We start from the raw sequence: 16,524 nt of genomic DNA on the forward strand, positions 1-16,524 counted from the left end.
TAAACAAATCACGCCTGCTATAGCGCACGCAAGAATTCTAAACTTGGAGTTAATTGACTAGTGCCAACTCAGAGTGCCAAGCAGCTAACCGCGTTGGCTCCTGCAAGGCAGCAGCCAGCGCTTGATACACTTCGTAATGAGGCTCACCGACGGCAAGGTTAATCTGCCACTGCTCGACGTAAGACTGAATTTCAACTGGGGTGTGGCGAGCTTGTGCGCTTTGTAGCCGACGCTTTTCCGTACGTATCAATACATCCTGATGCTTGGCATATTCCGCCTTGAATTCACGCGACCACCGGCTGGTTAGATTGAGTAGCGCGTCTAGCTTGTCAGCTTTTGGCTGATCAGCAGGAGTGGTGGCGGAGCAACGCACAGATAGCTCAGGTAGCACGTACCCGAGCTGCAAAACCCCATTCCCAGGACGAAAATATGGGTGAAACCAATCAGTAAAGCTGCCAGTGGAATGCACTGGTTTGTCGCCCTTATTCGGAGCCTCGTTGCAAGTGCTGCAGATTAATTGCAGGTTGTCCTCACATATGCTGAGTAGCGGAAACGCGCTCTTGATGATCCAGTGGTCGACGTGCGGTGTGTCGCCAAGCGGGCCGCCGCACAACACACAAATCTCACGTGCATAGGGGGCAGGGTTAAGCCGGTGCGCATTGCGGAAAGCGCTTACATAGTCGGCATAGTTCACGCCACCTGCAGCAGTGGGTGCGCCATTGGGAAAATAGGGCAAACCACTCCTAAACCCCTTTTTGTAAAAACTTTCCATCAGGGTTTTGAACGCAAGCCAGTCAGACTTACTCGCAATTGGGCGATTGATTGGCCACGGGGTGGGCGCTGGCTGAAACTGCGTTGCAAGCGCCGTGACAGTCTGTATCCAAGCGACCAACGCTACCTTCAGGACTGGCGGCATAGCCGCCACAGTTTGTGCCCGGCTCAACAGCGATTGGCCTGCTTCAACGCACTGGAGAAAGTCCCATAACCAATCCGCCTCAATCGCGCTGGCCAGAACCGGAGGTTGTAACGCCTGATGACTAATGTGAGCGCCTGTGGTCGTAGGATCACACAGCCACAGCGCAAAGCGCTGCATCAACCGCTGGCAAGCGGCCAGCGCGGGAGAACATGAAACACGATAGATTGGTTTAATCATTTTTACCCCGCCAGCTGTTAAGCAGGGTACGCAACTCACTGCGATAGAAGCCCGAACCCATCCGGAGAATTAGATGCTCCAAATCTGCCATTTCAGCAGGTGTTCCGGTGGCTTGCCGAAGCTTGCTTTCAATAAATTCTTGGGCACGTTTGCCAATACTGTCATCGGCACCGAATACTGTCATCATCAACGCGCTCGGGTCGGTGGCGAACGTCGGCTCGTCCACGCTGCGCACGGAAGAGCCTTCCGAAGTTTTTTTCACCATCACGATCTCGTTGTTGAACACATCAGAGAGCACGATGGCAGAGTGAGTTGAAATTAATACGTCGTTTGCGGTATCGCCAATTGCGTCATCAATGATGTCAACAATCTCACGCTTCCATTTGTCGTTGAAATGGGTTTCTGGCTCATCGAGCAATAGCAGCGCATCCTGCTGCCCTTTTAACAGGTGAAACAATGCCATCCTGCCAAGGAACATCTGCTCACCGTCTGACATTTCTTCATATCGAAGCACACCGACATCACTTGCGGTGGCGCTCGATATCGCATCTGGCGCTGGCGCTCGGCGCATCCGTAGTTGCACATCCTCAAAAAGCTCAGCGTCTCTCAGCGTCAGCAATCGCTCAAACAATTTGAAAGGTGTAGTCGACTCACCGCCGAGCAAATGCAGGAGGGCTTGTCGCTGCGTTTTACAAATGTTTAGATCGTCGTCACCCGTTTGCACGGGGAGCGTCCGCGCATCGAACTGCCCGCCCATATCGAAGATCACGGTTCGTCGCAGTTCAGTAGGGTGCGGCTCGGCTATTACCTCCCCTGCGCATAGCCACCACTTTAACGACAAATCCTGAATTTCCTGTCCCCACTCCTTCGGCAGAAAGCGTCCCCGAAACGCGATGGTCACAAGATGGTCACACGCACCATCCGCCAGCAGTTTTGCGAACCCGTCGGTTTGCTTACTTTCATTGTGAGAGTCAACCGCAGGTCGCGAGCGTGACAACACGACAACGAGTAACGCGCACTTCAATAGCGTCGCGTCTAGCAGTATGGGTCGCCCAGCGCTGTTGATGCGCCTCTCACGCTCAATATCATCCGCCTCAAGCGACGCGCCATCTTCCGCGTTATTTTTTGCAGACGAAAGCGCTCGCTCAAGCGCCATAGTCCATCCTGGTGGGCGCTCATCATTTACTTCTTGGCTGTTCACCTCGGCAGCAGACACACCATCTTGATTGCGCCCCCAGACAGAACGCCAGGGGCGAATGTCACCCGTGGTGTACGCCAGCACGGCCGAAGGCATTGCAATCCCAGGCGACTGGGGCCACGTGCCAGGTAGTACGAACGGCTCTAGTTCATACTGTGAAAACATCTCGGGGTCCCCCATATCGGCCGCGCGAATGCGCATCACAGCAGCGTCAAATGCCTCCACGCTCGTATCGTCTGGCCAATAAAAGCCCTCTCTCATCCAGATGCTCGCTTCGGACTTTCTGCCAAAGCAATCGACTAAAAATGTTCGATGACCTTTCTCGCCGCGCTTCCCCAGTTCGTAGACCAGGCTCACAGGAAACGGCGGTAGGCGTTCGTCGGCTAAAGCGAGGAACACCTCCGCCACCGCACGTAAGAGGTTCGACTTTCCACTACCGTTGAGTCCGATCACGAAACGTATTGCGCAATCGCGCCCGAGCGGCGAGCCGCTGGCGAATCGCACTCGGAGCTCAGATATCGGCGGATAGTTTCGCAAGTGCAAGTATCGAAGTCGCACTATGCAATCTCCTCCACGGTCACCAAACTCGGCGCGACACCCAATCGCTTCGCGAGATCATCGCGTAGCGCATTAAGGTCAGCATAATGACGGCCCTGATCGATCCAATCAGTTCGCGAGTGACCATAGTCGTCTTCGAGCTGTGTGACCTGAAACATTTCGTCAGCGCCCGCCCGCGCGGACGTTTCACGGTCAAGGGACGCTCGAAAATGGTAGGACACGTCGGCCTCATCACCAAAGCGCGACATGCGCTTCAATGCAGAGATGTCGTCCAAACGCGTGCGCTCGTCTTCCCGCAGCGGACGAAACGCCTTATGAAACGTGTCGCTGTTGGTTGCGACGTCGCGGCGAAGAATGCTGACCTGAGCAATCAACCCCAAATCAGCCAGTACACCGAGAGCGCGGCCGACTTGGTTCGGTGACCACTCCAACCCGCCAAGTGCATCGCGAACTGCATCGCTATCGCAGAACGCCGCGAAGTCAGAAGTATCCTCGGTGAACACAGGATGAAACTCATACCTGCTAAACCCCTTCAGGACGCGGCGCTGGAATTCGCTGAGCTCGGCGAGTAGCCAATGGCGCGTGGGGCGCACTGTGATATCGGCTTGTGCAAGGAAGCTGGTTTTGGCGGCACCAGTCAGAGAGACCTTTGCTCCGTGTTTTCGTAGTAGCGCATCACGAACCTTGCCAGCCTCGACGATTTCGTCCGTATGAAGTGCTCGCCATTGGGCAGTCAACTCTCCAATCAAGGCTCTCTGAGTAATGATCTCCTGCAATTCAGAATACAACTCCAGCTTGCTAAGCATCTGTGCTCGCAGTAGCTCAATTTTACGCACAAACTTAGCGAACGCCTCTTGAAGAAGCAGTGGTGGAAGCGGCACTGTTATTCGCCCCAAGCCTGTCGGGCTTACGTTCGCCATGCTGACAGCCTGTTTGGCCGAATTCAAAAGACGATATTTCCCGTAGGCACTGTTTAAAGTCGCCCAGAGGTATTCCGGCAGCATTTCTGGCTTTAAGCGAAAGCGTACGAGGTAAGAAGCAAAGCTGTATGTGCCGGCAACAGGGCGCCAAACAGCACATTTACCGACCAGCTCCTTGGAGTTCGTCCGGTTGAACAGAAGGTCTCCATCTCGCAACTCGGTAGAACTGATGTCTTTTTTCGACAGACTGGCGTACTTGAGGTTTGACAGGTCTATCCAGCCACTGGTGGTGATGCTATTCATACGCAACACCGCGTGCGTTCCAGTCTCACCCATGGCTTCGGATACTCCGTACTGGGAGTCCGCCACGTAGTCGCTAATTCGAACGGGATCAATCAAACCATCAGCAGTGAACCATTTACCAAAGTACTCCCAGTAAGCCGTCCGAACTAGGTGGTCAAATTGATCGCTGATGGATTTCTTGGCCTTAGCCACTACCTCCGTCTGCCGCAGCACGTCGACGATTCGCTTCTGCTCGGGGAGTGTAGGAAGCGGGATCTTCACTCGAGAGAGGAAGTCAGGCGGTACCCGCTGCAAGCCTCCTGTTCCCACAAACGCAGCTGCGGCCCGATCACGAAAGGCTTTCTGCCGAATAAAACTGAAAACATATTCAGGAAGTACGACACTGGTCGGGCGTAGTACATGAAACTCTGTGGACCCAAAGCCCAATCCATTTTCAAGATCGCGTGCGACTGCGGCTTTCCCGTTTTCCATACAGGGCGTAACTTTCGCAAATAGCACGTCGCGCTCACGAAAACTCGTATAACCCTTGGCAACCTCTGTAAACGAACGGGTTTCTGGCTTGCTGATAACACCGCTATCTTCATCGACAGCGGACATAGGCACAAAAGTGACGGTGGTACCGTCATTGGGTCGATCTTCGGCAAGTAGCCGAGGGTTGAGCTCGCAAACATCTGTTAGTCGAGCTTGCTCCCACGTTTCAGGCAAACTCATTCCCGCCCCTCCACCATCGCTAGCAACTTGTCCAAGCCATTGATGATGTCTTGCTCGGTGGTTTTGAGTGTGCCGATTAACTCAGCTACACTTTTGTCGCTCTTAAGTTGGGTGAAATCAAAAGGCTTGTACTGCCCAGCGGACAGATTCCACTCACGCGCCTCAATACAGTCAGGGTCGAGCAAGCCATCCTTGAGTGCGCCCTTGTCGTCGTAAAGCCCATCGGCCAAAATTGCTTGCACATAGCTTGGGCGCACCCAGCCATCGGCATCGTGTGAGCCTATGAGCTGACCATCTTCGCTCTGCCATTCGTCGTTGCGCGCCCAGTCACGCACAGGCACCACCCAATGCTTGGCCGCGCTAAGCTCAGTGGCCTGATCAATAGCCAAGCTGCGCAGGGTGACGTCGAAGCCGTCGAGTTTGGCGACTTCGCGGGCCGTTTCAGTCAGCTTTTCTCTGATGTCATGTACCGCCATGGCCTTGGGCGGCTGATTGCCTCGCAATAGGCCCAGCACATAGACGTCGAGTTGAACCTCAGCGAGTGCTGCCTTAACTAAGTCTTTCCAGATCGAGAGCGCTGGAGAGTCTTCTTTTTCGAAAAAGGCCTCCATCTCACGGGCCAATCTCTTGAATTCCGCCTCAAAGGGCTTAGACGCTTTTTTCCACGCATCTATGAGTTCGGAATCGCTGGTTTCTTCGGCAAGGCGTGCACTAATCGTGGCATTCCAGGCCTTTTGTGCAGCTGGGGTAAATGCCTGAATTGCCAATTCAATCAACACACTCCCAGAGGCTGACCGCACCTTCTCTTCAGCCTCTTTGGGATCGGCAGGAAGCTCGGGAAACAGCTCGCGAATACTCCACACCTGACCGTCCCACATACTGGTGTCGGCTAAAGCTGAAAATGCCTCACCAGCAGGCGTAAGCTTGTCGGCGGTATCGCGCAGCAGGGCCTGACGCCACCGCTCAGTGTAGAAGCGGGGTTGCAACAGCGTTTTCTCATTGAGCTGCGCGCCTGAGCGTCCTTGAGAAATCCAGGCTTTGAACTTTTCAAGCGCATCCCACAGGTCGTTCTGTTGGCCAGGACGGGCACTGCGCTTGGCATCTTTGGAGTAGCCGTCTTCCTCCACTTCATAAAACCAGACGTGTTCACTGAGTGGTGTGGCGTTGCTGGGCAAGATTTGTTTGTTGTCACGGCGTGTGACTTTTCTGAAAATCAAGACGGAGGTCTTAACGCCGGTGTAGGGCTGAAAGACCCCGCCTGGAAGAGAGATGATTCCCTCCACCACGTGCTCGGCAAGGAGCTCGCGGCGCAGGCGCACGTGAGCATCGGTATTACCGAACAGGACGCCCTCGGGAATGATCACTGCGCAGCGGCCACCAATATCCAGCAAGTCGAGCATCAACCATAAAAATAGAAGTTCGCTCTTATTGGTGATCGTGTCCCCTTTTTTCTTGCCGCCACCGCCGACACGCGGAAAAAGTAAGGTGTCGGGCTCAAGATCGCCGCTGTCGACCGTACCGGTAAAGGGTGGGTTGGCCAACACGAACTGGTAGCTGCCTGGCTCCAACAGCTCCTTGAGCTTGGCCTTTCCTTCGCGCTTACTGAGTGAGTCGCCCTGCAGCAAATGCGGGTCGGTGACGTCGTGCAGCACCAGGTTCATCCAGCCGATGCGGGCCATGGTCCGGTCGTTATCCAAGCCGACGAAATTGGCTCCGTTATGGATAGCGGCGTATTGCTCAGATGTTGCCGCAGCGCCATCGGTACGATGTGGAGTGCCATCCCATTCGAGCACAAGGTTTTCTTGCGCTGAGTATTTGCGCATCAGATGCTGCTGGGTACTAAACAGGAAGCCACCTGTTCCGGCGGCAGGGTCGATTACACGTTGACCAGGCTCGGGGTCGAGCAACTCCACCATAAACCGGATCAGATGACGTGGGGTGCGGAACTGGCCATTCTTACCCGCCGTAGCGACTTCGCTGAGTAGGTACTCAAAGGTGTCGCCCATGATGTCTTGGGCAGCAGAACCCTCACCAGCACGGGCGAAGAGTTGGTCGATAGCGTCAATAGCATCCGACAACACCTTGCCTTTGTTAGGATCGAGCTGAAAGTAAGCATCAGCCATGCGGTTATTCAAGCTGGCCAGCTCAGTACCGTCAGCGCTAGTGTTGCTGAAATGTTTTTCGAGCTCGCGGAGCCAGGGAAACACTATGTCGATTAGGTGACTCGGATTGGTTTTTTCATGGCGGATGTAGCTCCACCTACAACCTTCAAAACCAGTATAAATTGACTGAAAACCACGCTCTAGCCGCTTGAAATCTATGTCTTCTAGTCGCTTAAGAAAGAGTAGATAGGTGATCTGCTCGACTGCCACCAAGGGGTTGGTGAGGCCGGCAGCCCAGAAACGATTCCAGAGTTCGTCGACTTTTTTCTTGATATGAGGGGCAAGCATTCAGCAGTGTCCTTGATGGATCAGGCAGTCTCATCCAACAAGTTGTTGGTGAGATTGATGAGTTCGTCGATGTCTCGCGACGGAAATAGCGTTTCCACGCGCCCTACACGCGACAGCGGAGGTTCGTTGAGTGCAGCGCGGGTAATGCGCCCATGGCGCAGCACAGCAGCCTTTACGGCCCGCAGGAAGTTAAGTTGGTTGGCACGCAAATAGCCGTGTGCCGCAATGAACGCATCGAACGCGGTACTGATGCGCTGCTCTCGGTTAGGAAGGTGCGCACCTTCGCAAAGTATGTGGCGCAAGAAGTCGGCCAACGATGCGGTGGGAGCCTCAAAGGCCTTGCGCAAGGTGTCTTCGGTGACGAACAGATCAGCCTGGTTCAGCGTATCGCTGATTCGCTCCAATTCGTCATCGCCCAAATGCTCACCTTGCTTGAGCTTGGCCAACTCAGGAAGCTGGTCAGCCAATTGGCGCACCAGCGCCTCTACCTGCTCGCGATAGCTTTCGGCAAAAGCACCTTCGCCTGTGGGGCCGTAGATGATCCAACTGCGCTGGGTGATGCTGTCTGGCAGGTTGATTTCAACCGTGCGGCTGGGTGTGGTGGTGCGGTAGCGCATCAGCGGGGCGAATACATTTTGTAGTGTGACCAAACGCGCCATATCCAAGTGCTGCCAGAAGCCGGCCGACTGAACCCAGGCACGTTGTTCGGCTACACGTTGCACCTGAGGAATGTTTACGGCCAAACTATTAATCGCCTCGTGAATGCGCTCACGCACTTTGGCCTGTTCGCTTGCATCACCTTTAAGCCAAGCCACTGAGAGACGCTCGCACCAAATGCGAAATTGAAGTTCATCCAGGCCAGCCAGTGGGGCTAGTCGCATCAGGGGGGCGATGGCTTGCGACAGGTGTTCAATTGCGCTTTGACTGGGCTTTGGCCATTGCGCTGCCAGCGCGTCGAGCTCGTCCCAGTGCGGACGTACATTGATGCTGTGACGGGGCAACGCCTGCAGCATCGCCTGCAGATCGGCAATGGTGGCTTGTGTGTCTTGCAGCTGTGCTTCCAGGAGTTGCCACTTCTCAAGCTGCAGTCGGAACAGGCGAACCGGTAGCGGTTCGCTGGGATGGTCGACCTCGCCGTCGGGTTTGAGCTTGAAATACGCGAAGTTTTTCCAGTGATCGATGATCAAGAAATCTTTCTTGATCTCACCGGTGGCCTTGTCGGTATGCAGCCGCGTGCCGCGCCCGATCATCTGCCAGAACTTAACCTTGCTAAATACGGGCTTCGCGAAGACCAAGTTTTGGATGGCGGGGACGTCTACGCCGGTGTCGAGCATGTCCACCGAAATAGCCACACGCGGCATCGTGCGGTACTTGAAATCATCCAGGGTCGCGTCAGCGCGCTCCATATGGCTATCGATAATTTCAGCCATGCCTTGGCGCTGCAGCTCAGGATACAGACGGTTAAATCCCTCGTAGAGCCGCTTTGCATGGGCGTGGCTGACGGCGAAGATGATGGACTTGTGTGGTAGACCGCGCACATCTTTGCGGCTCTTATCCATAAACTCTCGCACCATGGCGTCATTGGTGCCTTGGTTGATGATTCCCTTTTCGATGTCACTGCCATCGAAGTTGAGCTCATCAAGCTCAACGCCTTGATCGCGAGCCATCTGTTTCAAGGGCTCGGGTAGTGCGTCACCTTGGATGCCCTGAAGTTGAAAATTGGTTTGTGCATCCAGCACGCGGTAGTTGACCAGGTTCTGGTCGGCAATCGCTTGCTCGTAGCTGTAGTAGTAGCTGGGCGCGCCGTCACCACAATCAAACAGTTCGAAAGTGTTGTGATCGATGTAGTCAGTGGGGGTCGCGGTCAGCCCGAGCTGGATGGCGTCGAAGTGATCGAAGACGGCCTTATATCGTTGGTAGATAGAGCGGTGGCTTTCATCGGCCACGATCAGATCGTAGTAACCCACCGACAGGCGCGAATAAACCTGCATCATGCTGGGGTAAGTCGAGAACTGAATGCGTGCACCGGAGGTTTCGCCGGACTCGATGCGAGCCAAACTCTCGTTGGGTAAGTGGGACTTGAACTCCGACATAGCTTGGCGCACTAATTCCCGGCGGTCGGCCAGGAATAGGACTCGCTGTATGCGCTTTGATCGCAGCAAAGTATCAACAAGGGCGATGGTCGTCCGGGTCTTACCTGTGCCTGTAGCCATCACCAGCAAGAATTTGCGCTTGGCCGCATCTACCCCTTCAGTGACACGCCGAATAGCTTCGTTCTGATAATCGCGGCCTGCGATCGCAGCGCTGATGGTGACACCGCCCAGCGGCTGAGCAAACTGCCGCTGATGGCGCAGTCGCTCTAAGTCGTCTCGCGTGTAGAACCCCGAGATTTTTCGGGGCGCATAACGCTCACGATCCCAGAATTGAATCTCTTTGCCGTTGGTGAGAAAAATGAAGGGGTCGTTACCGAATTTGGCCTTGATTGCGTCTGCGTAGTCAGCGGCCTGACGCTTTCCAGCAAGCTCATCACGCGATGACCGCTTGGCCTCGATTACAGCAATCGGATTGCCATCTGAACCGAGAAGAACGTAGTCAGCAAATTGCTCGTTGCCATAGTTGCCGGCGGGCTCGGCTGTTTTGAGCAAAAATTCTTCGACAAGAGTCCGCCGACTTTGAGACCAGCCAGCATGAGCAAGCTGAGAGTCGATGACCTGAGCTCTTGTTTGCGCTTCATTGTGGCTCGGAGTAGTCATTGCTCATTCCCTGAGTTTTGGTGCTCGTCTGCGCCACCCGCACGCACCCACTCATCGACCTCAGATAGCTGAAACTTCCACAGACGACCAACTTTGTGCGCCGGCAAAGCCTTACGCTCGCGCCAGCGATACACCGTGTCTTTGGCCACCCCCAAGTGAAGGGAAACCTGTTCGGCAGTGACCCAAGGTTCAGTGTTCATTATGGTTACGCTCAAGCTTAAGCAGCCATAGTCGTTTAAAGTCGGCTGAAGTCTATCAGCATGACGGACACTGCTGTAGTGATTCGCCGGTAAAAAACGCTGAAAAGCGCTGCACCTGGGAGCAGGATTCAGAAGAACCAGCTATCGGCCCTCTAAGACATCCCCATCAGCAACCAGCTGATGCTCGTCGACCAAGCCGAGATAGGTCGCAATGAACTGAAGGCGCAATCACGGAATCAAGAGGCGCTGGAACCGTGAGCAATTCGCCGAGCGCTCCGCTTGCAAGAAGCAGGTCAACGTCCTGCTATCCATAATTTTGATCGCCCGAATCGACTCGCTAGCCAAGCAGCACGGCGTGAAACGCGCCCAAATCATTGAGACCCTGGTGAGCAGTAATTCTGACGCTAGCGTGCCCCTTCATGTCGATTAAAAGAGGTTGCGCCGGCAGGGATGATCGGAAGAACCTCTAGATCCATATCAGCATGCCGAGCTCGTTTTCAACCAGCCAGGTATTCCAAAAGGTATTCCACCGAGCTTTACACCAAAGATCTTCTTTCCATATTTCAAACATATAACCGATAGTTTCAAATCCCCCCGGCCCACCAAACAAGCTAGACAGATCAGGCACTGAGCGATTCGCGAAGTGCCTTTTTTGTGCCCGAACGAATCAGGGGAAGGAAGACATGCCACAAGAAAGGCTCGACCTGTTACGGCTTCCAAAACCCATCCGCGACCCGATCAACGACCTGGTCCGCGCCCTCAACGCCACCAGCACCGTCGCGGACGTGGAAGCAGAAAGGGCCATCCAGATCACCCTGATCGGCGGCCTGGAAAGCGCCAGGCGCCTGCGACCAGCCGATATCGAAGCGCTCTACATCATCTTTGACGATGCCGTGGAGGCGAAGTTGAAGCAGTTGGTGTGAGGGTGGTGAGTTCAAAGAAACAAAATGCGACAAACAGATCCCACCCCGCCAACAAGACACCCCCACAAAATTATCGGATACTTCGCACGCCATCTTGGTCTATGACCGACTGAGCAATGCTCCCCCCTTCGTTAGGCTGGTCGAGTCACAGGCATACCTGTGACCGGGTGTCGCAACCTGAACTCATATACGAAGGCGCGGTAGCTCCGTAACGATGTAGTCAGCGCTTCTGGCGTATGGCAGCTGCGTTCTATGGTGGACCGCGCGAGGCAGGCTTCGGCTTGGCCGGTGTTCCTTCGTGTACCGGTTTGCGACCCTCGCGTGGTCTGCCACCCTCACCGTGTCGCAACGGCGGATGGCAGTTCCTTAACCCCACGAAGGAGATAAGGAGAATGGTCTATCCCCCTTTCATGCCCGGGCACCGCCTATTACATCGGGTGTTAGCGCAATCCGATCACGGAGACCTACTCCATGATTGATCGCTTATTGCTCTCCCGCTTACCCACACCCACCCCGATCAAACTCGCCTCCCTGAGCCCTACCGAAGCGGTCGATCATTTACGTCATGCCGCCCACCTTTGCCTGGACGGTGCCCGAACCCTGGCCTTTCAGAATGACCAACAACAGGAACTAGGCAACAAACTGATCCTCGATGCCATTGCCTTTTATGACACGGCACTCCTCCGACAACGTCATCCCACCTCACTCACGCCAACCGCCACCACCCGCTTCAACGCCTGCGCCGATCCACTGCCTGGAAGCCCCACGCCCTGGGAAAAGCAGTTCGCCCACGAAATCGCCAGCGGCGCACGCTGCGCCGGGCGTTGGGTAGAACGGCAAACCACCCAGCCTCTATGGTGGGAACTGATCAAAGCGCGTCGTGACTATCCGGAAGGTGATCGACGCGAGGCGTTCGAAGCCGGTTTTCTACGTTATCTGCAGCAGCGACTGATCGCAGCGCAATACCGGAGCGCACGCAGTCTATCGCCTCGTTGAGCATATAGGCGGCAACGTTCGCGTTGCCGGCCTCTTTGATTTCCAGAAGCCCCCCCCTAGAAAGTCAGACAGGTCTTTTAGTGAACATCCAAGTGATCTGCTCTGATAAACATGAACCAGCGCCGGGTAGAAGCCAGAAAAATTGATATTCCTAGACTGACTCCACCAACCTGGCAGTCGGTACTGGATCATGAATATGAGGCGTGGGATAACGCTCCGTTTAATATAGATACTGCCCTGGCGTCTCCGGCGCAGGCAGTGGCGATGATCACCGAACGATTTTTATCTAAGGAGTAGGGCCCGCTAAAAGTTCAAGGTCGCGAGGTGTGATTAGCAGACGCTTACAGTTAAAAGCGAGCCCGCTGCCTACCCCCTAGAAACCGAAAAGCCCTGCTGTCCGAGAGGACAACAGAGCTTTGGCATGCGAGGCAACGTAGCGTGAACCAGTCAACCCTTATCGGGCTAGAACCGACCCTAAAAGTTTTGACCACTCAATTCAGCTATGCTGATCTCCAGTGGTTAGGGTTACCTTTGCTGGTATCCCGTACACGCCCCACCAAAGGGCTATGCCCCAGGCCTTTAGCCGCCTGAATGGCGGCCTCCTGTGTTCTATGACGAACCCCATCAACGCTCGCCCCACCGGCATGCTCAAGTACATAATGGTCGATTGCCGCACCGTCTGGCCTGCCCTTCGGGCGCGGCTCCACATATACGTTAGCCATATTTATAATCCATTATCTGCCGTCATTGGCAGATAACACGATGGCTCAATCAAAAGAAAATTCAAGCCGTCGAAAGAAAATAAATGTCTGAGGCTGTTAACGACGACTCTGCCTTACCCCGTCGCGGATTGGTATCCCACCTGAGTGGGAGGTAGCTGCCCTGTAATGCTGTCTGAGCCAGCGAGATCAAGCGATCTGCTGCCGCATCAGTGGATGTCTGCCTGATCTGTGCAAGGTGTGTTCGCTGGCCGCTTACCGTATGACTGCCATCGGGATATATCCTTAACGAAAAAAGCAGCTATCAGCGAGCTGATAGCTGCAACCAAGTGGAGCAGCACTGGTAACGTTGAGGAGAGAAAACGTCGTTTAGTAACGTGCGCTGTTACTTAACCGCCTTGGCCTTAGCGACCCAGCCGTCAAAAACTGCTTTGTTTTGAGCAATCCATTCGTCCGCCAGCTTGCGAATGGTGGTTTCACTCGCGCGTTTCTCGCTGAGGGTTTGCTCCCAGGAAGACCATGCCTGGAGCGGGAATGACACTTGCTCAAGCAATGCTTTCACAGCAGGGTTGGCGGCGATGAACTCCTTGTTTCCAACGCTCTGCCAGTTCCATGCAGCCATTGCCATCCGGCATGGATCGGCATTGCCCGCGCACCCAGGAACACCCGGTGTGAGCGCGCTTTGAGTGCTATGCATCGCTTCAGGTAACGCGTCAAACGGGGTCGGTAGCCAGACCACATCTTTGCCAGGTACCAAGGCTGCGGTCATCCACGAAGGAATCCAGGCGTAGAACAATACAGGTTCCCCACGCTTGACCTTCGCGATGGTCTCGAACATCAACGCTTCGTACTTACCAGTAACAGTGCGTATGGTATTGCGCAGTCCAAACTTATCGACTTGATACTGAATGACTGCGTCACAGCTCCAACCAGGATCACAGGAGATCATGTTGGCTTTGCCGTCCTTGCCGAACAAACCCGCAATCTTTGGATCCTTGAACTGCTCCAGAGAAGTGATGCCGTACTGGTCAGCAGTCTTTTTATCGATCATGTAGCCGTTATAGCCCCCCCCCTCAATCGCACCCGGCCCAATTTTGACCAGCTGATCCTTGACCTTATCAAAGCTAGGTTGTCGTTGAGGGAAGTTGAGGTCGACCGCGACATCCAGATCGCCGTTTGCTGCTGCCTCGAAGAACAACACTGAACTCAGCGTACTGAGTTTAACGTCATAGCCGAGCTGACTAAATGCGTCTTTGACAATTCGATTGACGACATAGTTTGCCCCCATACTATCCGCTTGGGACATTCTAATAGTGCGACCTTCTCCTGGCAAATCCGCAGCGTGAGAAGCGGCCATCATCGTGCACGCTAATGCGCCTGCAGTCACTGTTGCGAGGAGAGTCTTAAACTTGAAATTCATACAGCCCCCTGAACACTAGACGAAATAATCTTGGCAGCTTGAGTCTTGAGGTCAGCAACCGACGAGGTCTAAACAAAGCTAGCACCACGCTGACCTCAAATGTTTATAGTTATGCTCAACTATGCTCTTGCTTTTTGAGGCCACACGATCCGCCTAAAGAGCGATTGGGCCTTAGTCTTTTTCACCGGTAAGGCAAGTTTCTGCGTGATCCGGTCAAGCATCATTGCGAGAAGCACAATTGCGATACCGCCCACAGCTGCGCGCCCTACATCAAGCCTGCCTAAGCCCTGAAGAACCACAAGGCCAAGACCATCCGCGCCGATCATTGCGACAACAACCGACATAACCATGGCGGTCAAGACGGTCTGGTTCAAGCCACCCAGAATGGTTGGAATGGCCATGGGAAGCTGTATTTCCCAAAGCAGCTGACGCTTATCAGCACCGAAGGCCAGCCCCGCTTCGACAATTTCAGTGTCGACCATACGAATCCCCAGATAGGTAAACCGAATCAAGGGGGGCGCTGCCGCGATCACCACCGCCACTTCACCTGAGACCGTGCCGACGCCAAAAAGCATCACAACTGGAACCAGATAAACGAAGGACGGTGTAGTCTGCATGATGTCCAGGATGGGGCGCACAATGGCCCAGGTTCTTTCACTCCTGGCGCATACCACTCCTACCGGAACACCTATCACCAGACAAATCACAATCGCGGTCGTGATCAGCGAAAGGGTCGTCATGGCTTCATTCCACAATCCCAAGCCTGCTATTGCAGCCAGGGCCAATGCCGTGAAAATTGCCACGCCGGCGCTTGCAACTCGCAACGCAAGCAGGAACATCAAGACAACCATGATTGGGAATGGTACCGTATGAAAAATCTTGTCGTTGAACGTCAGGAGATTCTCGATCGGCCAACGGATTGCCATGAAAACGGAGCGAGCGTTAACCCCAAGCCATTCCACGGAGTTGGATACCCACTCCTCTACGGGAAGAACCGCCAAATCTTGAGCTTCAAGCATTTTGCTCACCCTCCAAGCGTGCACCTGGCGACGACACGGTCGCGATACAATTCAAAATATTCCCAGCGTCCAACATCCCGACCACCTCTCCCGCTGGACTAACCACAGCCGCATGAGTGGAACTACCGAGGATGCGAGATGCATCGATCAGTTTGCTACTCTCAGGAATAACGGTATACGAGTTGGATATCACTTCCATAGGCGACCGGCCAGCAGCGACCTCTGAAATGGCACCGGCATTAAGCGAACCGATTATTTTATTACTCGAATCAACGACAATGCCGCCACCGGAACTCAGCGCCGCAGAACTCAGAACTTTGTGACCTTCGAAAGTGTGAATCACGCTCGTCGGCAGCATGACGGCGCTGGCATCAAACAGGCGAGATCTGTCAACTTCGCGGGTAAATCCGCTCACATAGTCACTGCCGGGAGACATGACGATATCTTGGGGCGTCCCCTCACGAGCAACTTGGCCATCGCGCATAATGGCAATGCGAGTACCCATTTTAAGGGCTTCTTGGAAGTCATGCGTGATGAACAGAATGGTCTTTTTGAGGGTGCGCTGGAGCCGTAGAAGTTCGTCCTGCATCTCGGAGCGAATCAATGGATCAAGAGCACTGAACGCTTCATCCATAATGAGTACGTCAGCGTCAGTCGCAAGTGCACGCGCCAAACCTACACGCTGCCTCATACCGCCTGATAGCTCGTGTGGGTAGTGATAGGCCCATTTGGCCAAACCGACGATCGAAAGAATTTCCTCCGCTCTTTTTCGGCGTTGTGCACCATCCATACCGCGAAGCTTCAGGCCGAACTCGGTATTTTCAATGATGCTTTTGTTTGGGAGCAGCGCAAAGTGCTGAAATACCATTGAAATCCTGGTACGGCGAACCTCACGAAGCTCCCTCTCCTTCAGAGGTACGATGTCCTGACCGTCCAGGATGATCTTTCCGGCTGTAGGCTCATTGAGACGATTGATACACCTCGCGAGCGTAGACTTGCCCGACCCTGAAAGCCCCATGATCATGTAGATCGCGCCGCTGGGTACAGAGAGGGAAACATCGTTTAGCCCGACCACGGTGCTCGTTTCTGAGAACACCTGATCTTTACTCGCACCTTTACGCAGGAGTTCCATCGCCTTTCCCGGGGTCGGGGAAAATACCTTGTAGAGATTCTCGATTTTAAGTCGTGCGTCCACGTGTAC

The 16,524-nt window shown here is 54.4% G+C and carries 11 protein-coding genes and 1 pseudogene; 3 read left to right on the forward strand and 9 right to left on the reverse strand.

Going from position 1 to position 16,524, the window contains the following annotated elements; all coding sequences use genetic code 11:
* Positions 1-49: 49 nt before the first annotated feature.
* From HX851_RS24730 to HX851_RS24755, 6 genes are all read right to left on the reverse strand, one after another.
* Positions 50-1,153: an HNH endonuclease gene (locus HX851_RS24730; RefSeq protein WP_177066204.1), complete on the reverse strand. Its 1,104-nt coding sequence runs from the start codon at positions 1,151-1,153 to the stop codon at positions 50-52.
* Positions 1,146-2,804 carry an AAA family ATPase gene (locus HX851_RS24735; RefSeq protein WP_369680904.1) on the reverse strand — a complete coding sequence of 553 codons (1,659 nt, stop codon included), beginning with the start codon at positions 2,802-2,804 and terminating at the stop codon, positions 1,146-1,148. Before HX851_RS24735 ends, HX851_RS24730 begins: the two co-directional genes overlap by 8 nt.
* A 104-nt stretch (positions 2,805-2,908) precedes the next feature.
* Positions 2,909-4,843: a restriction endonuclease subunit S gene (locus HX851_RS24740; protein ID WP_177066206.1), complete on the reverse strand. Its 1,935-nt coding sequence runs from the start codon at positions 4,841-4,843 to the stop codon at positions 2,909-2,911.
* Positions 4,840-7,293 (reverse strand): type I restriction-modification system subunit M, encoded by a 2,454-nt coding sequence (locus HX851_RS24745; RefSeq protein ID WP_177066207.1) that lies wholly within the window; start codon positions 7,291-7,293, stop codon positions 4,840-4,842. Before HX851_RS24745 ends, HX851_RS24740 begins: the two co-directional genes overlap by 4 nt.
* Before the next feature lie 20 nt (positions 7,294-7,313).
* Positions 7,314-10,046 carry a type I restriction endonuclease subunit R gene (locus HX851_RS24750; RefSeq protein WP_177066209.1) on the reverse strand — a complete coding sequence of 911 codons (2,733 nt, stop codon included), beginning with the start codon at positions 10,044-10,046 and terminating at the stop codon, positions 7,314-7,316.
* The gene (locus tag HX851_RS24755; RefSeq protein WP_177066210.1) at positions 10,043-10,246 is read right to left on the reverse strand and encodes a helix-turn-helix domain-containing protein; all 204 of its coding nucleotides are present in this window, start codon (positions 10,244-10,246) and stop codon (positions 10,043-10,045) included. The genes HX851_RS24750 and HX851_RS24755 overlap by 4 nt, the downstream gene beginning before the upstream one ends.
* Before the next feature lie 683 nt (positions 10,247-10,929).
* On the opposite strand from HX851_RS24755, the gene HX851_RS24760 reads away from it, so the two are divergent.
* The 3 genes and pseudogenes from HX851_RS24760 to HX851_RS45160 all read left to right on the forward strand — a co-directional run.
* Complete coding sequence (locus HX851_RS24760) at positions 10,930-11,169, forward strand: hypothetical protein (RefSeq protein WP_177058653.1); 240 nt, start codon at positions 10,930-10,932, stop codon at positions 11,167-11,169.
* Positions 11,170-11,640: 471 nt separating this feature from the next.
* Entirely contained in the window at positions 11,641-12,165 is a 525-nt protein-coding gene (locus HX851_RS24765) for a LasR-specific antiactivator QslA (protein ID WP_177058651.1), read from the forward strand.
* 77 nt (positions 12,166-12,242) lie between these two features.
* A pseudogene (locus tag HX851_RS45160) lies at positions 12,243-12,462 on the forward strand (AAA family ATPase); the annotation flags it as partial.
* Between the two features lie 807 nt (positions 12,463-13,269).
* Here HX851_RS45160 and proX read toward each other — a convergent pair.
* The 3 genes from proX to HX851_RS24780 form a co-directional block, all read right to left on the reverse strand.
* Positions 13,270-14,304 (reverse strand): glycine betaine/L-proline ABC transporter substrate-binding protein ProX, encoded by a 1,035-nt coding sequence (gene proX / locus HX851_RS24770; protein WP_177058650.1) that lies wholly within the window; start codon positions 14,302-14,304, stop codon positions 13,270-13,272.
* 119 nt (positions 14,305-14,423) lie between these two features.
* Positions 14,424-15,323: an ABC transporter permease gene (locus HX851_RS24775; RefSeq protein WP_177066211.1), complete on the reverse strand. Its 900-nt coding sequence runs from the start codon at positions 15,321-15,323 to the stop codon at positions 14,424-14,426.
* On the reverse strand, positions 15,316-16,518 hold the full coding sequence (locus HX851_RS24780; RefSeq protein ID WP_177058645.1) for a quaternary amine ABC transporter ATP-binding protein: 1,203 nt from the start codon (positions 16,516-16,518) through the stop codon (positions 15,316-15,318). The genes HX851_RS24775 and HX851_RS24780 overlap by 8 nt, the downstream gene beginning before the upstream one ends.
* Between the last annotated feature and the right edge of the window lie 6 nt (positions 16,519-16,524).

This window comes from Pseudomonas gingeri, from assembly GCF_013385635.1.
Taxonomy (GTDB): domain Bacteria; phylum Pseudomonadota; class Gammaproteobacteria; order Pseudomonadales; family Pseudomonadaceae; genus Aquipseudomonas; species Aquipseudomonas gingeri_A.